Consider the following 23,149-nt stretch of genomic DNA (forward strand, 5'->3'; position numbering starts at 1 on the left):
CGCAGCCGAGGGTCAGAGCGGTGCGTCGGCCAGGCGCAGGATCATCCGGGTGTTGCCCAGGGTGTTGGGCTTGACCCGCGCGAGGTCCAGGAACTCCGCCACACCCTCGTCGCTCGAGCGCAGCAGCTCGGCGTAGACCTCGGGCGGCAGCGGATCCGGGCTCATGGCGCGGAAGCCGTGACGGGCGAAGAAGTCGACCTCGAAGGTCAGGCAGAACACGCGCTCGAGCCCCAGGTCCCGGGCGCGCTGCAGGAGCGCCTCGAGCATGCGATGGCCCAGCCCCGTGCCGCGCGCGTCCTCGCTCACGGCCAGGGTGCGCACCTCGCCGAGGTCCTCCCACATCACGTGGAGCGCGCCGCATCCGATCACAACGCCGTCCTCGTCGACCGCGACGAGGAACTCCTGGATGGCCTCGTAGTAGACCACGAGCTCCTTGCCGAGCAGGATCTGGCGGGCGGCGAGGGGCTGCACCAGGCGGTCGATGGCTCGGACGTCGGCCGGGAGCGCGGGGCGCAGCTCGATGCTCATGCGGGGGATGCCGTCCTTCGTGAGTCCGTGTCGGCGTCGCTCTCGGCCCCCTGGATCTCGGCCGATCGGTCCTCGTCCGACGCTTGGTGCTCCCCGACGCTACTCGCCCCGACCTCCTCGCCGTCGCCCGTCTCGCGCGGCGTCACGGGAGGGTCGTCCCCGTCGGCCCCGCTCTCCGCATCGTCCTCGGCGCCGCCCGGCGCGCCATCGTCCGACGCGCCGTCGTCCGGCTGCTCGTCGGGGCTCCCGCGCTCCCGCAGCGCCGCCGCCTCCTCCTCGGCCCGCTGGGCGGCGCGCTCGTGGCGGCCGTCCAGGAGGCGGTTCATGAGGGAGACCAGGCGCTCGACGACGAGGGCCACGACGACCGCGATCACCACGGCGACCGTGATGGCGAGCAGATGGTTGTCCTCGAACCAGCTGCCGGCCACGGCGCCGATGCCGCACGAGTACACGGCCCATACGAAGGTCGCGGCGAGCGAGCGGTGCCAGAACTGGCGCCAGGGATAGCGGACCGCACCGGCCGTGAGGTTCACAGCGGTGCGGCCGAAAGGGATGTAGCGGGCGGTCATCAGGAAGAGCAGGGCGCGCCGGTCCAGTCCCCGCTCGGCGGCCTGGACCGCCTTCAGCCCGCGCCCGCGGTGCAGGAAGCCGAACCGCTCCCAGCCCACGGTGCGGCCGATGAGGTAGGCGATGTTGTCGCCCAGGAAGGCGCCGCCCCAGGCGGCGAGCACCGTCAGCCAGATCGGGGGCACCGAGGACGACGCCCACAGGGAGGACAGGGCGACGATGACCGACTCGCTGGGGACCGTGGGGAAGAAGGCGTCGATCGCGCACAGCGCGAACACCACCAGGTGCACCCACCAGGTATCGCCCGCGGCGACGATCCAGTCCTGCAGACCGGTCATCCATGCCTGGAACGTGCCCACTCCCACGATCGCGCTCCGCCTCTCCGTCCGACTGCGCCGCCCCTGCGGGGACAGCGCCCGGCGCCCAACGGGCGCCGGGCGCTCACTGCTCTGCCGACCCGGAGGTCAGCGCGAGGAGCTCACATCGGTGTCCTCGGCGGACGCCGCGCCGGTCCCTCCGTCGGCGTCGGAGGAGTCCTCGCCCTCCGGCACGTCCGGGTGGGCGGCGTCCTCGGTGCGGGCCTCCGTCATCGCGCTCACGGAGACGTCGTCCGAGAGCGCCTCGAGCGATCCGCTGTCGGTGCGGCGACGGAACACGAGCTCGCCCAGCAGGCCCTCGCCCTCGGAGTCGACGACGATGTGATCGCCCGCCGAGACCTGGCCGAACAGGATCCTCTCGCTGAGCGCGTCCTCGATGTCCCGCTGGATCGTGCGGCGCAGCGGACGCGCGCCGAGCACGGGGTCGTACCCCTTCTCCGCGAGCAGCTCCTTGGCGCCCTCGGTGAGCTCGATGTCCATGTCCTTCTCCGCGAGGCGCGTGCCGAGCTTGGCGACCATGAGGTCGACGATCTGCACGATCTCGGTCTGCGAGAGCTGCGGGAAGACCACCACGTCGTCGACGCGGTTGAGGAACTCGGGCTTGAAGTGCTGCTTGAGCTCCTCGTGGACCTTCGACTTCATGCGCTCGTAGTCGGTGTTCAGGTCGCCGCCGGCGGTGAAGCCCATGGAGACGCCCTTGGCGATGTCGCGGGTGCCCAGGTTCGTGGTCATGATGATCACGGTGTTCTTGAAGTCCACGACGCGGCCCTGCGAGTCGGTCAGGCGCCCGTCCTCGAGGATCTGCAGCAGCGAGTTGAAGATGTCCACGTGGGCCTTCTCCACCTCGTCGAACAGGACCACGCTGAAGGGCTTGCGACGCACCTTCTCCGTGAGCTGACCGCCCTCGTCGTAGCCGACGTACCCGGGGGGCGAGCCGAACAGCCGCGAGGCCGTGTGCTTCTCGCCGAACTCGGACATGTCCAGCTGGATGAGGGACTCCTCGTCGCCGAACAGGAACTCCGCGAGGGCCTTGGCGAGCTCGGTCTTGCCGACGCCCGTGGGGCCCGCGAAGATGAACGAGCCGCCGGGACGCTTGGGGTCCTTGAGGCCGGCGCGGGTGCGGCGGATCGCCTGCGAGAGCGCCTTGATGGCCTCGTTCTGCCCGATGACGCGCTTGTGCAGCTCGTCCTCCATGTGGAGCAGGCGCGAGGACTCCTCCTCGGTGAGCTTGACGATCGGGATGCCGGTGGAGGCGGCGAGCACCTCGGCGATGACCTCCTCGGAGACCGTGGTCACCGCGTCGGTCTCGCCGTTGCGCCAGGCGTCCTCGCGCTCGTCGCGCTCGGTCTTGAGGGTCTGCTCCTCGTCGCGCAGCGAGGCGGCCTTCTCGAAGTCCTGGCCGTCGATCGCCTCCTCCTTGCGCTTGCGGACGTCCTCGATCTTCTCGTCGTACTCCTTGAGCTCGGGCGGCGCGGTGAGGCGGCGGATGCGCAGGCGCGCGCCGGCCTCGTCGATCAGGTCGATCGCCTTGTCCGGCAGGAAGCGGTCGTTGACGTAGCGGTCCGAGAGGTTCGCCGCGGCCACCAGGGCGCCGTCGGTGATGGTCACCTTGTGGTGCACCTCGTAGCGGTCGCGCAGGCCCTTGAGGATCTCGATCGTGTGGGCGATCGAGGGCTCGTCGACCTGGATCGGCTGGAAGCGGCGCTCGAGCGCGGCGTCCTTCTCGATGTGCTTGCGGTACTCCTCGAGCGTGGTCGCGCCGATGGTCTGCAGCTCGCCGCGGGCGAGCATCGGCTTGAGGATGCTCGCGGCATCTATCGCGCCCTCGGCCGCCCCCGCGCCGACGAGCGTGTGGATCTCGTCGATGAACAGGATGATGTCGCCTCGCGTGCGGATCTCCTTGAGCACCTTCTTCAGGCGCTCCTCGAAGTCACCGCGGTAGCGCGAGCCGGCGACCAGCGACCCCAGGTCCAGCGTGTACAGCTGCTTGTCCTTGAGGGTCTCCGGCACGTCGCCGCGCACGATGGACTGGGCGAGCCCCTCGACGACGGCGCTCTTGCCCACGCCGGGCTCGCCGATCAGCACCGGGTTGTTCTTGGTGCGGCGGCTGAGGACCTGCATGACCCGCTCGGCCTCGTGCTCGCGGCCGATGACCGGGTCGAGGTTGCCGTCGCGCGCAGCCTGGGTGAGGTTGCGGCCGAACTGGTCCAGCACGAGCGAGCCCGCGGGCTGGCCCTCCGCGGGGCCGCCCGCGTTCGCGGGCTCCTTGCCCTGGTAGCCGGACAGGCGCTCGATGACCTCCTGGCGCACCGCCGCGGGCTCGGCGCCCAGACGGGAGAGCACCTTGACCGCGGTGCCCTCGCCCTCGCGCAGCAGGCCGAGCAGGATGTGCTCGGTGCCGATGTAGTTGTGGCCCAGCTGGAGCGCCTCGCGCAGCGAGAGCTCGAGGACCTTCTTGGCGCGCGGCGTGAAGGGGATGTGACCCGTGGGGGCCTGGTTCCCCTCGCCGATGATGTCCCGCACCTGGTCCCGGGCGGCGTCGAGGGTGACCCCGAGCGCCTCGAGGGCCTTCGCGCCCACGCCCTCGGCCTCGTGGATGAGGCCGAGCAGGATGTGCTCGGTGCCGATGTAGTTGTGGTTCAGCAGGCGGGCCTCGTCCTGTGCGAGGACGACGACGCGCCGCGCGCGGTCGGTGAAGCGTTCGAACATGTCTCTCCCCCATCGGGCGGTGGTGATGGATCGAGACTAGTCGGAACCCCACCGCCGATCGATGGCTGTTCGCCGCGGGCGTGACGGCGTGCGACGGGGAGCTCCCGCAGATCAGTCCGCCAGCGGTCGGTCCGGCGCCGTGGTCGGGGCCGACCGTGCGCCGGAGAGGTCCGGGGCCACGATGCCGCGGGCGTCGTGCACGCAGGCCGCATCGATCGCGGCGCCCTCGCCCTCGATCTCCAGGACGAGAACGTCGGCGGAGACGGGCGCTGCGAGCCGGTGGATCCTGCGCACTCCGACGGTGCCGCCCGCCGCGAGCTCCCGGCCCTCGGGGTCGAGGATCCGGTGGCGGCGGATGCGCTGGCCGTCCTCGAGGTGCTCGCGCAGCTCGACATGGTCGAAGGTCAACGATCCGGGCAGGCGCAGCACCGCGGTGGCGCGTGAGTGGGCGCAGGACGAGGAGACCGGGAGGTCGGGCGGGTCGGCCGACGACGGAACCCCCGCGCCGACGCACTCGCAGCGCGCCGGGATCGGCGACCCGAACCGGGCGCGCAGGGCCGCGCCGAGCTCGGAGACCCGGGAGGCGTCGGCCGGATCGATGCGACCGCGGCGGTCGGGTGGGATGTTCAGCAGCAGGTTCGCTCCCAGTCCGATCGAGCGGTCGTGGATCGCGAGCAGGTGCGGGAGGGACTTCGGCTGCTCGCGCTCCTGCCAGAACCAGCCGTCGCGCAGGGACACGTCGCATTCCGGCGGGAGATAGCGCGGGGCGGCGGTCTCGATCACGTCGTCGTCATAGTTGTTGAGGTCGGCGCTGCTGGTGACGTACTCCACGGGGTCGCTCGCCAGCCCGTCCTCGTTCCCCACCCAGCGGATGGTCGCGCGCCCCATGTTGAACACCATCGCCCCGGGCTGCAGCTCGTCGACGAGATCGCCGATGGCATCCCAGTCGTACTCGCGGCCCGCGGAGCCCGCGCCGTCGAACCAGAGCTCGTGGAGGGGCCCGTACCCCGTGCACAGCTCGCGCAGCTGCTCGAGGTAGAAGGCGTCGTAGCGCGCAGGATCCGCGTACTCGGGAGCGTGCCGGTCCCACGGCGAGAGGTACAGACCGAGACCGAGGCCCCAGCGCTCGCAGGCCGCGGCGACCTCGGCGACGAGGTCGCCCCGACCCTGCCGCCACGGGCTCGCGCGGACGCTGTAGTCCGTGGTCGCGGTGGGCCACAGGCAGAAGCCGTCGTGATGCTTCGCGGTGAGCACCACATAGGCGGCGCCGAGGTCGTGCGCGGTGCGCACCCATTCGTCGGCGTCCAGGTCGGAGGGGTCGAAGATGCCGGGCGAGAGGGTCCCGTCGCTCCATTCCAGACCGGCGAAGGTGTTCACGCCCACGTGGAAGAACACGCCCAGCCCCTCGCGCTGCCATGCCAGCTGCTCGGGCGTCGGCCGCAGCGGCTCCACCGGCCGCGAGGTCGGAACGGGGCGCGGCGAGGATCCGGGATGCACGTCGTCGGACATGCACCCACCTCATCAGAGAACCGGCCCGGGCGCGGGGCGGCGCGCGGGTGCGCCCTCGCGTCCTGCCGGGTGCCCCTCGCGCGCCGCATCGCGCCTGCATGACGCCGCGCCGTGCCGCGGACCACAGCCCGCGCTGCGTCGGAGGAGCACCCCGCCCAGGTGGACCGGGGTAGCCTCTTCGGAGCACATCAGCGATGAGGACGGGAGTGTCATGGGCGAGCTCACGGTGGACGTGACCCGAGCGGATGCGGTGCTGATCGGGGGTGGGGTCGCCAGCGCGACCCTCGCTGCCCTGCTGACCGACCTCGAGCCGAGCTGGCGCATCGAGGTGCTCGAGAAGCTCGACGACGTCGCCCTCGAGTCCAGCCAGGGCTGGAACAACGCCGGCACCGGCCACAGCGCACTGTGCGAGCTGAACTACACCCCGCAGGACATCGACGGCTCGGTGAGCCCCGCGAAGGCGATCTCCATCAACGAGCAGTTCCAGGTGAGCCGCCAGTTCTGGGCGCACCTCGTGGAGACCGGGAAGATCACGGATCCCAGCGCCTTCATCAACCCGGTGCCGCACATGAGCTTCGTCCACGGGATGGAGAACGTCGACTACCTGCGCCGCCGCCACGATGCGCTCGTGAAGAACCCGCTGTTCGACTCGATGGAGTTCACGACCTCCCACGAGCAGCTGCGGGAGTGGGCGCCGCTGGTCACCGAGGCGCGCCCCGAGACCGAGACGATCGCCGCGACCCACTCCCCCGATGGCACCGACGTCGATTTCGGCCGTCTGACCCATGAGCTCCTGGGCGTGGCGAAGTCGGCCGGCACCACGGTCTCCACCGGCTGGGAGGTCACCTCCCTGCGGCGCATGGGCAGCGACTGGGGCGTGATGGCCCGCTCGGCCTCCGGTGAGGTGCGCGTGGTCCGTGCACCGTTCGTGTTCGTGGGCGCCGGCGGCAACGCGCTGCCGATCCTCCAGGACTCCGGGATCCCCGAGATCCGAGGATTCGGCGGGTTCCCGATCTCCGGCGAGTGGCTGCGCTGCACCGATCCCGAGATCATCGAGCGCCACGAGGCGAAGGTGTACGGGAAGGCCGCCGTCGGCGCCCCGCCGATGAGCGTCCCGCATCTGGACACCCGCTTCGTCGACGGGAAGCGTGCGCTCATGTTCGGCCCCTACGCCGGCTGGTCGCCGAAGTTCCTCAAGGCGGGCTCGAACCTCGATCTGTTCGAGTCGATCAAACCGGGGAACATCGCGCAGATGATGGCCGTCGCCCCGCCGAACCTGGACCTCATGAAGTACCTCGCGGGCGAGCTCGTCGCCTCCCCCGCCAAGCGCTTCGACGCGCTGCGCGAATACATGCCCTCGGCACGCGCGGACGACTGGGAGCTCATCACCGCCGGTCAGCGTGTCCAGGTCATCGCGCCCGACCCCAAGAAGGTGGGGGTGCTGCAGTTCGGCACGCAGCTGATCACCGCGGCCGACGGCTCGATCGCCGGCATGCTGGGCGCCTCGCCCGGCGCCTCGACGGCCACCACGATCATGCTGGGCATGCTCGAGAAGGTCTTCCCCGACCGCTTCGGCACCTGGGAGTCCCGGATCCGCGAGATCATCCCGAGCTTCGGCACCCACCTGTCCGAGGACCCGGCGGCGGCGTCGGCGTCCCTCGCCCGCACCGCCCACCTGCTGGGCCTCGAGGACAGCTGATCGCCATGGCCGAGGAGACGATGCAGGGCCCGATCGACGGCTCCGTGCGCGATCGCGGCGCGCTGCACAGGATCGCCGCCGGCCAGTACGCGGCCGAGGTGTCCGAGGTCGGCGCGACCCTCGAGTCGCTCACCGTGGGCGGGCGCGACCTGCTGCTGCGCAGCCCCGCCGAAGGCCCGATGCTCTTCTACCGCGGGGCGGTCGTCGCCCCGTGGCCGAACCGCATCGGGGACGGCCGATACACGTGGGACGGGCAGGAGCTGCAGGTCCCGATCACCGAGGTCGAGCGGAACAACGCCCTGCACGGGCTGCTGAGCTTCCAGGCCTACGAGATCGTCGAGGAGGGCCCCTCCGCCCTCACGCTGCGCACACTGCTGTACCCGACCACCGGATACCCCTTCGCCCTCGAGATGAGGGTCGAGCACCGGGGCGACGCCGAGAGCGGGCTGACCACCACGGTCACCGCCCGCAACCTCGGATCGTCCGACGCCCCCTACGGGGTCTGCCCGCACCCGTACCTGCTCGCGGGCCCCGAGGAACTGGACGAGTGGACGCTCTCGTGCCCGGCCTCGACGGTCCTCGAGGTCACCCCTGACCGCCTGCTCCCCGTCGGGACCCGCGCGGTCGAGGAGGGCTCGGATCTCGATCTGCGGCGGGCGCGCCCGATCGGCGACCGCTTCCTCGACCACGCCTTCACCGACCTCTCCCCCGGGGCCGACGGCCGCTGGCGCGTCACGGCGACCGCGCCCGGCGGGACCGGGGTGGAGATCTCCGCCGACGACGCCTGCCCCTGGGTGCAGGTGCACACCGGTGACCGCCCGGAGCCGGAGAACGATCGCAAGGGACTCGCAGTGGAGCCGATGACCTGCCCGCCCGATGCGTTCCGCAGCGGCGAGGACCTGGTGCGGCTCTCCCCCGGCGCCGAGCACTCGGCCTCCTGGAGCATCCGGGGCTGGTGACGCCGAGGGGCGGCGCGATCGTCCGGGCATGCACTGCACGAGGGCCCCGGGACGCTGATGCGTCCCGGGGCCCTCGTCGATCCGGCCGTCCCGGGGGCGACGGGTCGAGCCGTGGAGCTCGAGGCCGGCGTGCCGTTCAGGCGCCCAGGCGCGGCGCCGCGCCGTCAGTTGGCGGCGTAGTAGGCCTGGCGGAGCTCCTCGGGGATGCGGCCGCGGTCCGAGACCTCCCGACCGTTCTCGCGGGCCCAGACGCGGATCTTCGCGGAGTCGTTCGAGGAGGTGGAGGTGGAACCGCTGCCCGTGCCGCGGATGCGGCGTCCGGCCACGCGGCGCGCGCGGGCGACCCACTCGCCGATCTCCTCGCGCAGCTTCTCCGCGTTCTCGTTCGAGAGATCGATCTCGTAGGCGACGCCGTCGAGCGAGAAGCTCACCGTCTCCTCGGCCTTGGACCCGTCGACGTCGTCGATGAGTTCAACGAAAGTCTTCCGTGCCATGGGGTGATTCTCCTTGATGCGTGTGGAGCGCCGAACTCGTGTTGGACGCGCCCCATTATCTGCACAGCGCACCTGAGAATTCAATCAGAACACGAAATACCCGCCGCGGCGTTCGCCGGCCGATGAAACCCACGAGGCATTGACCATCTCATAACAATCGCGTTCACGGTGCTTCCGGATGGTCTCCCGAGTTCCCCTGCTGAGTGCGGAGTTCGCGCTCCGCCTGCCGTTCGGCCTCGCGCTCACGGCGATCGGCCCTCAGGATCGCGCGCATCGTGAACCAGAAGAGCAGTCCGACGCCGATCGGAGGGAGGAGGGAGCCGGCCTCGTACAAGAATCCGCTGTCCATCTCAGGCCTCGGGCTTCACGAGCGGGAAGGTGATGGTCTCGCGGATGCCCAGGCCGGTGATGGCCATGAGCAGGCGGTCGATCCCCATGCCCATGCCGCCGGTGGGCGGGAGCGCGTACTCCATCGCCTCGAGGAAGTCCTCGTCCAGGCGCATCGCCTCGTCGTCGCCGGCGGCGGCCAGACGCGCCTGCTGCTCGAAGCGCTCGCGCTGGACGACGGGATCCACGAGCTCGGAATACCCGGTCGCGAGCTCGAATCCCCGCACGTACAGATCCCATTTCTCCACGACGCCCGGCGTCTCGCGGTGCGCGCGCACCAGCGGGCTGGTCTCGACAGGGAAATCCCGGACGAACGTAGGGGCGTGGAGATGATCGGAGACCTGGTGCTCGAACAGCTCCTCGACGAGCTTCCCATGGCCGAACTTCGGGTGGTCGAGGTCCAGATCGAGGGAGCGTGCGATCTTCCGCAGCTCTTCGGGAGTCGTCTCCGGCGTGATCTCCTGTCCCAGGGATTCCGAGAGGGACCCGTAGACGGTGATCCGTTCCCAGCTCCCCGAGAGGTCGTATTCCTCCCCGTCCGCGAGAGTGACGACCTGCGAACCGGTCGCGGCCTCGGCCGCCTCCTGGATGAGGGAGCGGGTGAGTTCGCCGATCGTGTTGTAGTCCCCGTAGGCCTGATACGCCTCGAGCATCGCGAATTCCGGCGAATGCGTGGAATCAGCGCCCTCGTTGCGGAAGTTCCGGTTGATCTCGAAGACCCGCTCGAGCCCGCCCACCGCCGCGCGCTTGAGGAAGAGCTCGGGAGCGATGCGCAGGAACAGGTCCATGTCGAAGGCGTTCATGTGGGTGACGAACGGCCTCGCCGCCGCGCCCGAGGGGATCACCTGGAGCATCGGCGTCTCGATCTCCACGAAATCGCGGTCCTGGAACGACGAGCGCAGGGAGCGCATCACCTCGGCCCGCTGGCGCACGGAGGCGCGGGCCTCCTCGCGCACGATGAGATCCACGTAGCGGTGGCGCACGCGGGACTCCTCGGAGAGGTCGGCGTGCAGCACGGGCAGGGGGCGCACCGCCTTGGCGGCCATCGCCCAGGAGTCCGCGAAGATCGACAGCTCGCCGCGGCGCGAGGCGCCCACGCGACCGTGGAAGAAGACGTGGTCGCCCAGGTCGACATCGGCCTTGAAGGCGCCGAGGCGCTCCTCGCCGACCTCGGCCAGGCTCAGCATGATCTGCAGGCGCTCGCCCGCGCCGTCCTGGACGGTCGCGAAGCAGAGCTTGCCGGTGTTGCGCTGGAAGACCACGCGACCGGCGACGCCGACGACGTCCTGCGTCTCCTGGCCGGCCTCGAGGTGGCCGTAGGCCTCGCGCACCGCGGCGATCGTGGTGGTGACCGGCACGGAGACCGGGTAGGCCTCCTCACCCCGCTCGATCAGCCGCTCGCGCTTGGCCTTGCGGACCGCGATCTGGTCGGAGGTGTCCAGGGCGTCCGGGGCGCGATGCTGATCGCTGGGGGGCTGTGCAGTCATAGGGGTGATTCTCGCATCACCGGCCCGGCGTATCCCAGGCGGGGTGGTCTTCAGGACGGTGTCGCCTCCACCACAGCCGCGTCCAGGAGCCGCACGCCGTCCACGTGCGCGGCCATCACCACGAGCACGTCGCCGTCGTGGTCGTCGCCGATCTCCTCGAAGGTCACGGGGTCGAGGGCGAGCGCGTAGTCCCAGCGCACTCCGGGTGATCCTGCGGCGACGGCGTCCGCGAGGGCCGCGCGGATCCCGGGGGCCGACGGGGCGGCGGCCTCGGCGGCGCGCACCGCTCGTGAGAGGGCGAGGGCGTGCGTGCGGCCCTCGGCGGTCAGGCGCACGTTCCGGCTCGAGCGGGCGAGGCCGCCGGGCTCGCGGACGATGGGCGCCGCCTCGATGCGGACCGGGAGGTCGAGGTCGCGCACGAGGGCCTGGACGATGGCGAGCTGCTGGGCGTCCTTGCGGCCGAACACGGCGATCTCGGGCGCGGTGAGCTGCAGGAGCTTGGTGACGACGGTGACCACGCCGTCGAAGTGCCCGGGCCGGGCGGAGCCCTCGAGGGCGGTGCCCAGGCGGCCCGCGCTCACGCTCACGGCGGGCGGGAGCACGGGGTACATCTCCTCGGTCGACGGCGCGAACACCAGGTCGACGAGGCCGTCGACGAGCGCGAGGTCCGCCTGCAGGTCCCGCGGGTAGCTCTCGAGGTCTTCGCCGGGTCCGAACTGGAGGGGGTTGACGAAGTCGGTGAGGATCACGTGGCGGGCGACCTCGCGGGCGCGGTGGACGAGGCTCAGGTGCCCCTCGTGCAGGGCGCCCATCGTCATCACCACCGCGACGGGGCCCTCGAGCTGCGCGCGGGCGGTGCGCAGCGCGTCCTTCGTCGTCACCAGCTGGGTGGCCGGCTCGGTCATCTGCTCCTCCTGGTCCTGCCCGCGCCGACGCGCGTCGGCCCGCAGGTCACTCCCCTGCGCCGGGCTCCCGAAGGATCTCACGGATCGCGCTCTCCTCGGCCGCGCCGAGCCCCGCGCGCGAGAGCGCCGCGCGCGCGAGCGCCCGGTAGGTGCGGGCGGTGTCGGTCGGGGACAGGGCGCCGGCGGTCTCGTCGGCCTCGGCGAGGGCGCCCAGATGCGCCTCGACAGTGCCGGCGTCACCGCGGGATACCGGCCCCGTGAGAGCGCTCGCGCCGCGCCGCAGGGACTCCTCGAGGGCCGCGGTCATGAGCGGGCGCAGGTACTCCCCCGGCTGCTCGATGCCGATCCGGGCGAGCAGCTCGCGCGCCTGGTCGACGAGCACGACGAGGTGGTTCGCTCCGTGGGAGAGAGCCGCGTGGTACAGCGCGCGATCGCCCTCGGCGAGGGTCACCGGCTCGGCGCCGATCTCGACGACGAGCGCCTGGGCGATCGGCAGGAACGCCTCGCGGGCGGTGACCGCGACCGGGCACCCGACCAGGCGAGGGAGATCCGCCGGGGTGCCGGTGAAGGTCATCGCGGGGTGCAGCGCGAGGGCGATCGCGCCGGTGCGCTCGAGCGGCGCGAGGGAGGCGATGCCGTGCAGGCCCGAGGTGTGCGCGAAGATCTGCCCTCCCGGGGCGAGCCCGGTCGCGGCGATGCCCGCGGCCAGCGGTGCGAGCTGATCATCGGGCACGGCGAGCAGGACGAGCTCGCTGCGCTCGACGATCCGCTCGACCTCGAGCAGGGGCACGCCCGGCAGCATCTGGGCGGCGCGCTCGCGGGAGGCGTCGGAGACGGCGTAGGCGCCGGTGATCGCGTGCCCCTCGGCGCGCAGCGCGGCGCCGAGCGCGGCCCCGACGCGGCCGGCTCCGATGATGCCGACGCCCAGGCGCGGGGCGCTCATGCGTCCTCCCCGGGGTCCGGGGCGGGAGCGGATGCCGCGGCAGGAGCCGGGGCGGGAGCCGACGGCGGGTTCCCGTGCGGCCCGAGCGGAGGCCGCGGCCAGTCGTCGCGATCGCGGTAGCGGCGGCCCTGTGCGGCGTCCGGGCGCAGAGCGTCCTCGAGCCCGAGGAGGTCGACCATGTCGACGCCGGCGATCTCGGCGCGGGCGGCGGCGACCCCGACCGTGAGAGCCGCGGTGGAGGTCATGCGGCCGACGGGCCCCTGGGCGAGGCTCAGCCCCTGGATGCGCTCGCGCGGGACGATCTGCACCTTCGCGGTGATCACGCCGCTGCGCAGCACGAGCGCGCCGGGCAGCAGCAGGACGCGGCGGGTGCGACGGCCGATGAAGAACAGCCGATGCCGCGGCCCGATGCCGCCGAGATCCCCCGCACGGGCGGTGAGCAGACGGTCCAGCAGCGCCGCGTCGTCCTCGGTGCCCAGGGTCGGCAGCAGGTGGCCGAGGGTGCGCAGCAGCTCCTCGCGGGTGCCCACGGGCAGGGCGCTGGTCGCGGCCGAGGAGTCGTCCTCGCCGATGCCGGCGACGCTCACCCGCGCCTCGGTCCATGCGGGGCCGCGCCACAGCAGAGGACGGCGCAGCCGCAGGTCCTGCACGCGCCCGGCGCCGAGGTTGTCCGTGCGGGTGGAGAACAGGCCGCGGCGCATGCGCAGCCCGCGGTCGGTGTCGCGGGAGACGAAGCCCCACCCGCCCTCGAGGCGATGCAGCACTGCCTGCGGCACCGCGACGATCGCGGGCAGCGCCGCCGCAATCAGCCCCGTCGCGGCGCCGTCGGTGCGCCAGGCGATGATCGCCGTGACGATGATCCAGACCACGCCGATGACCAGCCCGATCAGCCAGCCGACGTCGCGCAGCATCGCGTGCAGGAGACGCGTGGTGGGGATCTGCGCGATGAGGTCGCCCTCGGTGACGCCGTCGTAGGCGACCTCGCGCAGGCTCTCGCGCAGGCCACGATCGCGGGTGGACGTGCTCCACGTCCCGTCGCTCGGGGCGATGGGAGCCCGCGCGGAATCACCGGCCGCGCCGCCGCTGGTCGGTCCGTCGGCGGCCTCCCCGTCAACAGCCGTGCGACGACCTTGCCCTGCCGTCCCGGCGTGCCCGCCCGCGGCCACGTCGAGGATCTCGGTGCGGATGGTCTCGGCATCGGCCGCCGTGATGTAGGCGATGTCCAGATGGGACTCGGAGCCGCCCGCGAACTCGACGCGCACCTTCGCCAGGCCCAGCAGCCGCGGCACCGCGGGACGCTCGACCGAGACGGATTCGATGCGCTCGCGAGGAGCTGTGCGGCCGGTGCGGGTGAGCAGGCCCGAGCGTCGCGTGACCCCGTCGGAGGAGATCTCGTAGGTGGTGCGCCACCAGGTCAGGGCACTGACGCCGACCGCGATGACGAGGGCGATCGCGAGCACGCCCAGTCCCAGCAGCGCACGGCGCACGGTGAACTCGCCGACGAGCCGGGCCAGGTTCTGCGCGGCGATCACCGCGATCACGCCGGCGAAGATCTTCCAGCCGGTCAGCAGGGGCGTGAGCGGATGGGTGCGGCGTGCGGCGGGCGCATCGGACACGCGGTCGGCCCTGGGATCGGAGCCCTGATCGGGTCTCTGATCAGGGTCGTGATCGGTGCTCACAGCGACTGCATCCTCTCGATGCCGCGCCGCGTGAGCAGCTCCTTGAGCTCCTCCGCGTCCTCGCGCGGGAGCCCGGGGATGGTGCCGTCGGCCTCGTCGGAGGCGGTCGAGTAGGACAGCCGGGCGATCCCGAAGCGGCGCTCGACGGGTCCCTCGTGGATCTCGACGGACTGCACGCGGCCGTAGGGAGTGGTGGTGACCGAGCGGAACATGAGCCCGCTCGCGAGGGTGAGGTCATCCTCCCCCGCCCGGTAGCCGATCGCCCGCACCCGTCGCGGCGTCAGCAGCACAGCGGGCAGGCACCACAGGATCGGCACGATCGCGAGCAGCTCCAGCCACCACCAGTCCAGGCGCAGGCCCACCACGAGGCAGGCGATCGCGATCGCCAGGGAGATCGCCCACCAGGGGATCGCGGAGAGATAGCGGGCGGGCACGAGCCGCGGCGAGACCGGGGTCAGTCCCCGCCCGCCCAGCCGCTGGGGTCGCGTCGCATCGTTCATGGGCCCATCCTCGCAGGCCACCCCCACGGGCGCACCCGACGATGGTCCGGGTCGGCCCCTGACCCGCGTCGATGCCGCCGCGCCGCGCCTCAGGCGGTGGTCGAACGGGCGCCGTTCCCGCCCTCGCCGTCCTCGGGCGGGAGCGTTCCCCAGCGCTCGACGATCACCCCGAGCACCGCGAGGGCGATGCCGCACAGGGCGCCGAAGCCCGTGGGCAGCAGCGCGCCGACGAGCGTGCCGGTCCCCGAGGACGCGAGGAAGACGAGCTGGCCGAGCTGGATGCCGCCGATGAGCGCCCCCGTATAGGCGCAGGCACGGGCGAACACGATCGTGCGGAAGGCGGTGAGCATGTCGATGGAGTGGCGGCGCGGGGCGCTGCTCGGGTTCTCCCGGCGCTCCTCGCTCTCCTTCGTGTAGCGGCGCAGCGGGAGCCCGCACACGAGGAGCACGGCCCCCAGGGCGAGCAGCAGCAGCCCTGTCACCCATCCGGTCACCGGCAGCACGGCGCCGCGCCCGGTCACGAAGTTCGCGAGCACCGCGCCGAACACGGTCGCGAGCAGACCGAGGACGACGAGCGTCGGCACCGACAGCGGACGCATCAGGCGCCGAACCCCCCGAGCACCGGACCGGGGCGCACGCCGTCGCGGTCCTCGGTGCGCGCGAGCAGCGGCCCGATGGGTCCGTGCCCCGGCAGCTCCGCGTCGGGACGGGCGGCGTGCCAGGGCGCCAGCACGAAGGCGCGCTCGTGGGCCCGGGGGTGCGGCAGCGTCAGCTCCTCATCGTCCTGGAGCAGGTCGCCGAAGGCGATGAGGTCGACGTCGAGGGTGCGGGGTCCCCAGCGGACCTCGCGCACGCGCTGCGCGTCCTCCTCGAGGGCATGGGCGAGGTCGAGCAGTCGCCACGGTCCGCGCTCGCTGCGGACGCCCACGACCGTGTTGAGGAACGGATCCTGCTCGACGCCTCCTACCGGGTCGGTCTCGACGACGGGCGCGGTCCATTCGATCTCGATGCCGTCGGCCGCGCGCAGCAGGGCGAGGGCGCGCGAGAGGTGCTGCTCGCGGGCGCCGAGGTTGGTGCCCAGCGCGAGCACGGCCGGTGACGCGGGGGCGCTGCGCTCGATGCGCACGCGCACGTCGGCGAAGGGATGCGGGATCGGCGCCGACGGCTTGTGGAGGGTGACCTCGATGCGGCGCACCAGGATCTGCTCGGCGAGGATCCGTCCGGCGATGCGCGCGGCGAGGGTCTCGATGAGCTGGTGGGGGCCGCCCTCGATCTCGGCGACGGCGGAATCGGCGACCTCCGCGTAGTTCACGGTGCGGCCCAGGGCGTCGGCCCGCCCGGCGGGCGCCGTGTCGACGTCCATCCTGAGGTCGACGAGGAAGTCCTGCCCGTCCCGGCGCTCGTGCTCGAGCACCCCGTGATGGCCGCGGGCGCGCAGGCCGATCAGCTCGATCGCGTCGGCCGGCCCCGGGTGCAGGGCCCGCGCGAGCTCCGGGGGGACGACGAGGGCGCTCATCGGGCGTCGCCCCTGAGGGAGGGCCCGTCGGCCCGAGGCGACCGGTCCGCAGTCGGCGGGCGGTGCGCCGCGCGCTCGCTCGCGGCCCAGCGCCTCCCGACCTCGACGGCGGCGACGGACGCCGCGACATCGTGCACCCGCACCGCCCAGGCGCCCTCGCGCGCGCACAGGGCGCTGACGGCCGCGGTGGCGACGTCGCGGTCCCCGGGCAGGGTGCTCAGGAAGCGCTTGCGGGAGGCGCCGATGAGGACGGGCAGGTCATGGGCGAGGAGGGCATCCCAGTCCCCCAGGATCTCCCAGTTCTGCGCGCCGTTCTTCGCGAATCCGAGGCCGGGGTCGGCGACCAGCTGGGAGTCCTGGACCCCGGCCTCGCGCAGGGCTGCCAGCCGCGCCCCGAGCTCGCGCTCGACGTCGCGCGGGACATCGGCGTACTCGTCGAGGTCGTTCATCACGTCGCTGTGGCCGCGCCAGTGCATCGCGATCACCACGGGCGGGGCGCCGAGGCGGGTCCGGGCGCGCGCCAGCAGCCCGGGCATGCTCCGGTCGGCGAGGCCCGCGGAGACGTCGTTGATGATGAGGGCGCCCGCCTTGAGGGATGCCTCCGCGACCGCGGCGCGCATGGTGTCCACGCTGACGACCGCGCCGCGCGCGCTGAGCTCGCGGACCACGGGGACCACACGCCTCAGCTCCTCGGCCTCCTCGACGCGCTCGGCGCCGGGCCGGGTCGACTCGCCCCCGACGTCGATGATCGAGGCTCCCTCGGCGAGCATCCGCTCGGCATGGTCGAGGGCCTGCTCGGGGCTCATGTGCGCGCCGCCGTCGGAGAAGGAGTCCGGGGTGACGTTGAGGATGCCCATCACCAGGGTGCGGTCCCGCGCGAGGTCCGCGGGCAGTCCGTCGGGGCGCGTCCTCATGGCGTCAGCCCCGCATGATGAGGGACATGGCCTCGGAGCGCGTGGTGCCCTTGCGCAGGATGCCGCGCACGGCCGAGGTGACGGTCTGCGCGCCCTCGGCGCGCACGCCGCGCATCGACATGCACATGTGCGAGGCCTCGAGGACCACGATCGCGCCGGCCGCGCGCAGCTCCTCCATGAGGGCGTCGGCGATCTGGGTGGTGATCCGCTCCTGGACCTGGGGGCGACGGGCGTAGACGTGCACGAGCCGCGCGATCTTCGACAGGCCGGTGACGCCGCGCGCGCCGGGGATGTAGCCCACGTGGGCCGTGCCGAAGAAGGGCAGCAGGTGGTGCTCGCACATGGAGTGGAAGCGGATGTCGCGCACCAGCACGAGCTCCTGGTGCTCGATGTCCCCGAAGGTCACCGAGAGGGGCTCGTGGGCGTCCATGCGCATGCCCTCGAAGACCTCGCCGTACATGCGGGCCACGCGCGAGGGGGTCTGCACGAGCCCGTCGCGGTCGGGGTCCTCCCCGATCGCGGCGAGGATCTCCCGCACGGCCGCCTCGATGCGCGGGGCGTCGACGCCGGGAGCCCCGGTCGACGTCTCCGACGACGGGGCGACCGGGGCGTCCGCCGCCCCGGGCTCCGCGGGAGCCAGCTCCTCGCCCATCTCAGCGATCCTCGGTCGCAGGACCGTCGGTGCCCTGGAGCCCCTCCGGTCCGGCGCCGCCGGCTCCGCGATCGGTGCCTCCGGGGTAGCCGGGGATCTGGGGCCCGTCGCCGCCCGGGGAGGGAAGCTCCGGCGGCCCGGGGGTGAGCGGATCGCCCGCATCGCCGTGCTCGCTGCTCGCATCGCCGGGATTGCCGCCCACGAGCGGCGCCGTGAAGACGGGGCGCTGCGCGGAGGACTGCCAGACGTCGCGCTGCGGGCGCTTGGTGACGCCCTCGAAGACCGCCGCGAGCTGGTGCTCGTTGAGCGTCTCCTTCTCCAGGAGCTCGAGGACCAGGCGGTCGAGCACGGGCCGGTTCTCGGAGATCACGGCCCAGGCCTCGGAGAGCGCCTCGTCGACCAGACGCCGCACCTCCTCGTCGATGAGCTGCGCGGTCTCGTCGGAGACCTGGACGTCGCCGCCCTGCTGCATGCCGACGAAGACCTCGTCCTGGCCGCTGCCGTAGAACACCTGGCCGACCTTCGCGCTCATGCCCAGCTGGGTGACCATGGTGCGTGCGATCTTGGTGGCGTTCTGCAGGTCCGAGCTGGGCCCGGTGGTGACGTCGTGGAAGATGCCCTCCTCGACCGCGTAGCCGCCGAGCGCGTAGGACAGGCGGTCCAGGAGCTCGTTGCGCGACTGGTAGTTGCGGTCCTGGGTGGGCACGACCATCGTGTAGCCGCCGGCCTGGCCGCGCGGCAGGATCGTCACCTTGTTGACCGGGGCCGAATAGTTCAGCGCGGCCGCCACGAGCGCGTGGCCGCCCTCGTGGTAGGCGGTCATCTGGCGGTCGCGGTCGCTCATCACCTTGGAGTAGCGCTGCGGCCCCATGGAGACGCGGTCGATCGCCTCGTCCAGGGCCCGCGAGTCGATGATCTGGTTGTTCGAGCGCGCCGTGAGCAGCGCGGCCTCGTTGAGCACGTTCGCGAGATCCGCACCGGACATGCCGATCGTGCGCCGCGCGACGATCTCGAGATCGACGTCCTCCGCGAGCGGCTTGCCCTGCGCGTGGACGTTCAGGATGTGCAGACGGCCCTTGAGGTCCGGCAGGCCCACGGCGACCTGACGGTCGAAGCGGCCCGGACGCAGCAGCGCGGGATCCAGGATGTCCACGCGGTTGGTGGCGGCGATGAGGATGACGTTCTGGTTCTCGTCGAACCCGTCCATCTCCACGAGCATCTGGTTCAGGGTCTGCTCGCGCTCGTCGTGCCCGCCGCCCATGCCGGCGCCGCGGTGGCGGCCGACGGCGTCGATCTCGTCGATGAAGATGATCGCCGGGGCGTTCTCCTTCGCCGTCGAGAACAGATCGCGCACGCGGCTCGCGCCGACGCCCACGAACATCTCCACGAAGTCCGAGCCGGAGATCGAGTAGAAGGGCACGTTCGCCTCGCCGGCGACGGCCTTGGCGAGCAGGGTCTTGCCCGTGCCGGGAGGGCCGTAGAGCAGGACGCCCTTGGGGATCTTCGCGCCGACGGCGTGGTACTTCTCCGGGTCGACGAGGAACTGCTTGATCTCGTCGAGCTCCTCGACGGCCTCGTCGGCCCCCGCCACATCGGTGAAGGTGACCTGCGGGGCCTCCTTGTTGAACAGCTTGGCCTTGGACTTGCCGAACTGCATGGCGCGGCCGCCGCCCTGGCTGTTCATGATCAGGAACCAGAACACGCCGATGAACAGCAGCAGGGGCAGGAAGGAGACGAGCAGCGTCGACCACCACGGGCTGGTGGCGATCTCGTCGGTGTACCCCTTCTTCGGGTCGGCCTTGTCGACGGCGTCCACGACGGCGTCACCGCGCGCGGTGACGTAGGAGAAGTAGACCTTCTTGCCCTTGTCGTCGAAGTCCTGGCTCAGCACGAGGTCGACCCTCTGCTGGTTGCCGTCGATGATCTTCGCCTGCTCGACCTTGCCGTCCTGCAGCAGCTGCAGGCCCTGCTCGGTATCGACCTGCTGGTAGCTGTCGCGTCCCAGGAAGGTGAACGCGAGGATGCCCAGGAGCAGGGCGACGGCGACCCAGATCGCGATGGACGCGCCGGGCCGCTTCTTCTTGGTGGTGCTTGCCATCTCAGTCCTCGTACACGGAGCGCTTCAGGACGCCCACGTAGGGAAGGTTCCGGTAGGACTCGTCGTAGTCCAGGCCGTAACCGATCACGAATTCGTTGGGAATGTCGAAGCCGACGTACTTCACGTCGATCTCGACGCGCGCGGCCTCGGGCTTGCGCAGCAGCGCGGCGACGTCCACGCTCTTGGGGCCGCGCGAGCGGAGGTTGGCCAGCAGCCACTTCAGGGTGAGCCCGGAGTCGATGATGTCCTCGACGATCAGCACCCGGCGGTCGGAGATGTCCGTGCCCAGGTCCTTGAGGATCCTCACCACTCCCGAGGACTTCGTCCCCGAGCCGTAGGAGGACACGGCCATCCAGTCCATGTCCACGTCGAGGTCGATCGTGCGGGCCAGATCGGACATGACGATCGCGGCGCCCTTGAGGACCCCCACCAGCAGAGGCGGTTCGTCCGCATAGTCCTCGGCGATCCTGGCCCCCATCTCGCGCAGGCGCTCGTGGATGGTCTCCTCGTCGAGCAGGACGCGTTCGACGTCCTCATGAGGGTTGACGGACACGCGGTCTCCTCCGTGGGTCGGCTTCGGCTCGGCGTCGCGCGGGTTCGGCGCCGGAGTGCTGTTCACGCGCGAGTGCTCCCGTCGCGGGAGCGTCGCCACACCAGCAGTCCGTCACGACGAGCGACCTCGATCCTACCCGGAAGGGGCGAGGCTGCCTGACCGTGCCATGAGACCACCAGCGCATCGGCCGCGAGCACGTGGCGGCGCAGCAGGGATTTGTCGGACGGGGCGCCGCCGCGCTGCTCGGCGAGGCGTGACGCATCGCGCAGCACACGGGTGCGCAGGGGCGCCGGCGCCGCGGCGAGGGCGTGCACGTCCAGGGCGAGCACATCGCCCTCCTCCTCGAGGTCCCCGAGGTCGCGCTCGAGGGATTCGCGCAGCGCGGCCGCGTCGGCGTCGAGCATGTCGGAGTCGGGCCTGACCAGCGTCGCGCTGCGGGCGAGGTTCTGGGAGATCTGCTCGCCGAGCTCCTCGCGAAGCACCGGCAGCACCCGGTGGCGCACGCGGGCGCGCAGCAGGGAGGTGTCAGCGTTCATCGGGTCCTCCCACCACTCCAGGTCGTGCACGCGGCAGATCTCCTCGGTGTCGGCCCGGGAGATCGCCGTCGCCTCGTCGCGGCCGTCGCCGAGGAAGGGCCGCAGCAGCGGGCCCCGGGCGGCGGGGATGCCCGCGAGCGCGCGCGGCCCGGCACCGCGGGCGAGCGCCATGAGCACCTGCTCCGCCTGGTCGTCGAGGGTGTGTCCGAGCAGCAGCGCGAGGCCCCCGCGCTCCTCGAGCAGCGTCTCGAGGGCCTCGTGGCGGGCATCGCGCGCGGCGTTCTCGATCCCGCCCGGCGCCTCGGGATCGACGTGGACGGCGAGCACGTGGACGGCCGACGCCCCGAGGCGCTCGGCCTGGGCGCGGGCGCGCTCGGCGACGGACCCCGACCCCTCCTGCAGCCCGTGGTCGACGATCACCGCCTCCGTCTCCAGCCCGAGCCTCGCACCGACCCAGCAGGTCGTGGCCAGCAGGGCGAGCGAGTCGGCTCCGCCGCTGAGGCCGACCAGCACGCGCGGCGAGAGCACGGTCCCGCCGGTCGCGTCGGCGAGCTCCGCCAGGCGCGCGAGAAGGGCGGCGCGCACCGCGCTGCGAGCGCGTGCGACCACGCGCGGGGGTCCTGCCATGGGGGCCTGCTCCTAGCTCCGACGGGCGAGTTCGTAGGCGACGTCGTCCACGGCGGCCTTGGCCTTGTCGGCATCGGCCCCGTCGAAGCCGTGGACGACGATGTCGAAGACGACCGTGCGGCCGTCGGGCAGCACGGTCACGCCGGCGAGCGCCGACGTGCCCGCCAGGTACCCGGTCTTGCCGCGCACGATGCCGCGGGCGCCGGAGACCTCCTTCGCGCCGAAGCGCTCCTCGAGGGTGCCGGTGAGGCCCGCGATCGGGACGTCGTACAGCAGTGGCTCGAGCTGCGGCGCGCCGCCCGAGGCCACCTCGCCGAGGATCGCGCTGAGCAGCCGCGGCGGCACGCGGTCGCCCGTCGAGAGGCCGCTGCCGTCACGGATCATGAGCTCCTCGAGGTCCTTCTGCGGCACGCCGAGCTCCTCGGCGAGGGACCGCACCTCGGTGTCCACGGCCTTCGCGGCGTTCCCCGGCGTCGGCTCGAGGCCCTGCGCCTTGGCCGTGAGGTGGGCCATCAGCTCGGCGATCGTGTTGTCGGAGGTCTGCAGGGCGTGCTGGACGATGTCGGTGAGCGGCGCGGAGCGCGTGGCGACCTCGACGACGTCGCCGCCGACCTCGGGTGCCTTCGCCCCCTCGACGTGCGCGTCGGCGCCGCCGGAGACCTTCACCCCGTGCTTCTCGAGGTCCTTCGCGAAGAGCTTCGCGGCATCGCCCGCGGGGTCCGCGGACTTCTTGCCGTACTGCTCGCCGTCGAGCCAGCCCTCGTCGACCGCGAGGGCCGCCGTGGGCGTCACCCAGCCGCCCGCGCGGCCGTTGTCTCCCCAGGCCTTGTTCTCCCCGCCGGGCAGGGCGCTGGTGTCCAGGCGCAGGGCGACCTCGTCCTGGTCGTGCTCCTTCGCGAGCTTCGCCGCATCCTTCGCGAGGGCGTCCACGCGCTCCCGGGTCAGCGTCATGTCGCCCTCGCCGACGAGGGTCAGGGTCCTGCCGTCGAGCACGGCGTGCGTGGTGAGGCGCTGGTCGCCGTCGACGCTGCGCAGCAGGGCCGAGGCGGTGAGGAGCTTGAGCGTCGAGGCGGGGACGCGCGCCGTGTCGCCGTCGCGCTCGGCGATCACGTCGCCGGACTCGGCATCGACCACGGAGTAGGCCAGCCCCCCGTCGATCACCGGATCCTTCGCGTGGGAGGTCAGGCGGCCCGCCAGGTCCTCGTCGGCGGTCCGCGTCGACGCGGTCGCGGGCGTGGGGACGATCGGGTCGGCCTGCTCCCTGTCGTAGTCCTCGCCCTGCGCGCGAGGGCCCGCGTTCTCGCCCTGCTGCTCGGTGGAGAGGGTGAGCACCCCCGGGAACGCGTCCGTGAGGTCGCCCACCACGTAGAAGCTGACAGGCACTGCGGCGCACAGCGTGATGGCGATCGCGCGCCAGAGCTTCTCAGTCCGCATGGATCCCACGATATAGAGTGTCGGGAACACTCTCCGCATAGAGTGTGAGGACCATTGACCGCGCCCACAGGGCGAT

The 23,149-nt window shown here is 72.1% G+C and carries 20 protein-coding genes; 2 read left to right on the forward strand and 18 right to left on the reverse strand.

Translation table 11 applies throughout. The annotated features are described in order from the left end of the window. Positions 1-12 precede the first annotated feature (12 nt). The 4 genes from FHG10_RS10815 to FHG10_RS10830 all read right to left on the reverse strand — a co-directional run bounded on the left by FHG10_RS10815 (position 13) and on the right by FHG10_RS10830 (position 5,690). Positions 13-528, reverse strand: a complete 516-nt coding sequence (locus FHG10_RS10815) for an amino-acid N-acetyltransferase (RefSeq protein ID WP_152353352.1) — start codon at positions 526-528, stop codon at positions 13-15. Beyond that, positions 525-1,460, reverse strand: coding sequence for a DedA family protein (locus tag FHG10_RS10820; protein ID WP_227488186.1), 936 nt, complete (start codon positions 1,458-1,460; stop codon positions 525-527). The genes FHG10_RS10815 and FHG10_RS10820 overlap by 4 nt, the downstream gene beginning before the upstream one ends. A 99-nt stretch (positions 1,461-1,559) precedes the next feature. Next, complete coding sequence (locus tag FHG10_RS10825; protein ID WP_152353353.1) at positions 1,560-4,181, reverse strand: ATP-dependent Clp protease ATP-binding subunit; 2,622 nt, start codon at positions 4,179-4,181, stop codon at positions 1,560-1,562. A gap of 111 nt (positions 4,182-4,292) precedes the next feature. Further along, complete coding sequence (locus FHG10_RS10830) at positions 4,293-5,690, reverse strand: alpha-L-fucosidase (protein ID WP_152353354.1); 1,398 nt, start codon at positions 5,688-5,690, stop codon at positions 4,293-4,295. A 211-nt stretch (positions 5,691-5,901) separates the two neighbouring features. Here FHG10_RS10830 and FHG10_RS10835 point away from each other — a divergent pair, with 211 nt between their 5' ends. Together FHG10_RS10835 and FHG10_RS10840 are read left to right on the forward strand one after the other, a co-directional pair. Next, the gene (locus FHG10_RS10835; protein ID WP_152353355.1) at positions 5,902-7,389 is read left to right on the forward strand and encodes a malate:quinone oxidoreductase; all 1,488 of its coding nucleotides are present in this window, start codon (positions 5,902-5,904) and stop codon (positions 7,387-7,389) included. A 5-nt stretch (positions 7,390-7,394) separates the two neighbouring features. After that, positions 7,395-8,348, forward strand: a complete 954-nt coding sequence (locus tag FHG10_RS10840) for an aldose 1-epimerase family protein (RefSeq protein ID WP_152353356.1) — start codon at positions 7,395-7,397, stop codon at positions 8,346-8,348. Positions 8,349-8,512: 164 nt separating this feature from the next. Here FHG10_RS10840 and FHG10_RS10845 read toward each other — a convergent pair whose 3' ends face one another. The 14 genes from FHG10_RS10845 to FHG10_RS10915 form a co-directional block, all read right to left on the reverse strand. Then, entirely contained in the window at positions 8,513-8,842 is a 330-nt protein-coding gene (locus FHG10_RS10845; RefSeq protein ID WP_152353357.1) for a histone-like nucleoid-structuring protein Lsr2, read from the reverse strand. Between the two features lie 350 nt (positions 8,843-9,192). Continuing rightward, entirely contained in the window at positions 9,193-10,716 is a 1,524-nt protein-coding gene (gene lysS, locus FHG10_RS10855) for a lysine--tRNA ligase (protein ID WP_152353359.1), read from the reverse strand. A gap of 50 nt (positions 10,717-10,766) precedes the next feature. Next, positions 10,767-11,621 (reverse strand): pantoate--beta-alanine ligase, encoded by an 855-nt coding sequence (gene panC, locus FHG10_RS10860; RefSeq protein WP_152353360.1) that lies wholly within the window; start codon positions 11,619-11,621, stop codon positions 10,767-10,769. Positions 11,622-11,667: 46 nt separating this feature from the next. Further along, the gene (locus FHG10_RS10865; protein WP_152353361.1) at positions 11,668-12,564 is read right to left on the reverse strand and encodes a Rossmann-like and DUF2520 domain-containing protein; all 897 of its coding nucleotides are present in this window, start codon (positions 12,562-12,564) and stop codon (positions 11,668-11,670) included. After that, positions 12,561-14,243, reverse strand: a complete 1,683-nt coding sequence (locus FHG10_RS10870; protein ID WP_152353362.1) for a PH domain-containing protein — start codon at positions 14,241-14,243, stop codon at positions 12,561-12,563. Before FHG10_RS10870 ends, FHG10_RS10865 begins: the two co-directional genes overlap by 4 nt. Beyond that, positions 14,240-14,743 carry a PH domain-containing protein gene (locus tag FHG10_RS10875; RefSeq protein ID WP_152353363.1) on the reverse strand — a complete coding sequence of 168 codons (504 nt, stop codon included), beginning with the start codon at positions 14,741-14,743 and terminating at the stop codon, positions 14,240-14,242. Before FHG10_RS10875 ends, FHG10_RS10870 begins: the two co-directional genes overlap by 4 nt. 89 nt (positions 14,744-14,832) lie before the next feature. Further along, positions 14,833-15,342 (reverse strand): DUF3180 domain-containing protein, encoded by a 510-nt coding sequence (locus FHG10_RS10880; protein WP_152353364.1) that lies wholly within the window; start codon positions 15,340-15,342, stop codon positions 14,833-14,835. After that, a complete protein-coding gene (gene folK, locus FHG10_RS10885; RefSeq protein WP_152353365.1) occupies positions 15,342-16,259 on the reverse strand; it encodes a 2-amino-4-hydroxy-6-hydroxymethyldihydropteridine diphosphokinase in 918 nt (305 codons plus the stop codon). The genes FHG10_RS10880 and folK overlap by 1 nt, the downstream gene beginning before the upstream one ends. Then, positions 16,256-17,173: a dihydropteroate synthase gene (gene folP, locus FHG10_RS10890; RefSeq protein ID WP_152353366.1), complete on the reverse strand. Its 918-nt coding sequence runs from the start codon at positions 17,171-17,173 to the stop codon at positions 16,256-16,258. The genes folK and folP overlap by 4 nt, the downstream gene beginning before the upstream one ends. Positions 17,174-17,177: 4 nt before the next feature. Further along, positions 17,178-17,825 carry a GTP cyclohydrolase I FolE gene (gene folE, locus FHG10_RS10895; RefSeq protein ID WP_152353367.1) on the reverse strand — a complete coding sequence of 216 codons (648 nt, stop codon included), beginning with the start codon at positions 17,823-17,825 and terminating at the stop codon, positions 17,178-17,180. Between the two features lies 1 nt (position 17,826). Then, the gene (ftsH, locus tag FHG10_RS10900; RefSeq protein ID WP_152353368.1) at positions 17,827-19,923 is read right to left on the reverse strand and encodes an ATP-dependent zinc metalloprotease FtsH; all 2,097 of its coding nucleotides are present in this window, start codon (positions 19,921-19,923) and stop codon (positions 17,827-17,829) included. Between the two features lies 1 nt (position 19,924). Further along, positions 19,925-20,476, reverse strand: a complete 552-nt coding sequence (hpt, locus tag FHG10_RS10905) for a hypoxanthine phosphoribosyltransferase (protein WP_152353369.1) — start codon at positions 20,474-20,476, stop codon at positions 19,925-19,927. A gap of 62 nt (positions 20,477-20,538) precedes the next feature. Further along, a complete protein-coding gene (gene tilS, locus FHG10_RS10910) occupies positions 20,539-21,639 on the reverse strand; it encodes a tRNA lysidine(34) synthetase TilS (protein WP_152353370.1) in 1,101 nt (366 codons plus the stop codon). 12 nt (positions 21,640-21,651) lie between these two features. After that, positions 21,652-23,073 (reverse strand): D-alanyl-D-alanine carboxypeptidase/D-alanyl-D-alanine-endopeptidase, encoded by a 1,422-nt coding sequence (locus tag FHG10_RS10915; RefSeq protein ID WP_152353371.1) that lies wholly within the window; start codon positions 23,071-23,073, stop codon positions 21,652-21,654. Positions 23,074-23,149 lie beyond the last annotated feature (76 nt).

The sequence above is a fragment of the Brachybacterium subflavum genome (assembly GCF_009299795.1).
Lineage (GTDB): Bacteria > Actinomycetota > Actinomycetes > Actinomycetales > Dermabacteraceae > Brachybacterium > Brachybacterium subflavum.

Excerpts from the sequence above, each read along its gene's own strand:
- FHG10_RS10815 (WP_152353352.1), bottom strand. The coding sequence starts at position 528 with ATGAGCATCGAGCTGCGCCCCGCGCTCCCGGCCGACGTCCGAGCCATC.
- FHG10_RS10825 (WP_152353353.1), bottom strand. The coding sequence starts at position 4,181 with ATGTTCGAACGCTTCACCGACCGCGCGCGGCGCGTCGTCGTCCTCGCA.
- FHG10_RS10830 (WP_152353354.1), bottom strand. The coding sequence starts at position 5,690 with ATGTCCGACGACGTGCATCCCGGATCCTCGCCGCGCCCCGTTCCGACC.
- FHG10_RS10835 (WP_152353355.1), top strand. The coding sequence starts at position 5,902 with ATGGGCGAGCTCACGGTGGACGTGACCCGAGCGGATGCGGTGCTGATC.
- FHG10_RS10840 (WP_152353356.1), top strand. The coding sequence starts at position 7,395 with ATGGCCGAGGAGACGATGCAGGGCCCGATCGACGGCTCCGTGCGCGAT.
- FHG10_RS10845 (WP_152353357.1), bottom strand. The coding sequence starts at position 8,842 with ATGGCACGGAAGACTTTCGTTGAACTCATCGACGACGTCGACGGGTCC.
- lysS (WP_152353359.1), bottom strand. The coding sequence starts at position 10,716 with ATGACTGCACAGCCCCCCAGCGATCAGCATCGCGCCCCGGACGCCCTG.
- panC (WP_152353360.1), bottom strand. The coding sequence starts at position 11,621 with ATGACCGAGCCGGCCACCCAGCTGGTGACGACGAAGGACGCGCTGCGC.
- FHG10_RS10865 (WP_152353361.1), bottom strand. The coding sequence starts at position 12,564 with ATGAGCGCCCCGCGCCTGGGCGTCGGCATCATCGGAGCCGGCCGCGTC.
- FHG10_RS10875 (WP_152353363.1), bottom strand. The coding sequence starts at position 14,743 with ATGAACGATGCGACGCGACCCCAGCGGCTGGGCGGGCGGGGACTGACC.
- FHG10_RS10880 (WP_152353364.1), bottom strand. The coding sequence starts at position 15,342 with ATGCGTCCGCTGTCGGTGCCGACGCTCGTCGTCCTCGGTCTGCTCGCG.
- folK (WP_152353365.1), bottom strand. The coding sequence starts at position 16,259 with ATGAGCGCCCTCGTCGTCCCCCCGGAGCTCGCGCGGGCCCTGCACCCG.
- folP (WP_152353366.1), bottom strand. The coding sequence starts at position 17,173 with ATGAGGACGCGCCCCGACGGACTGCCCGCGGACCTCGCGCGGGACCGC.
- folE (WP_152353367.1), bottom strand. The coding sequence starts at position 17,825 with ATGGGCGAGGAGCTGGCTCCCGCGGAGCCCGGGGCGGCGGACGCCCCG.
- ftsH (WP_152353368.1), bottom strand. The coding sequence starts at position 19,923 with ATGGCAAGCACCACCAAGAAGAAGCGGCCCGGCGCGTCCATCGCGATC.
- tilS (WP_152353370.1), bottom strand. The coding sequence starts at position 21,639 with ATGGCAGGACCCCCGCGCGTGGTCGCACGCGCTCGCAGCGCGGTGCGC.
- FHG10_RS10915 (WP_152353371.1), bottom strand. The coding sequence starts at position 23,073 with ATGCGGACTGAGAAGCTCTGGCGCGCGATCGCCATCACGCTGTGCGCC.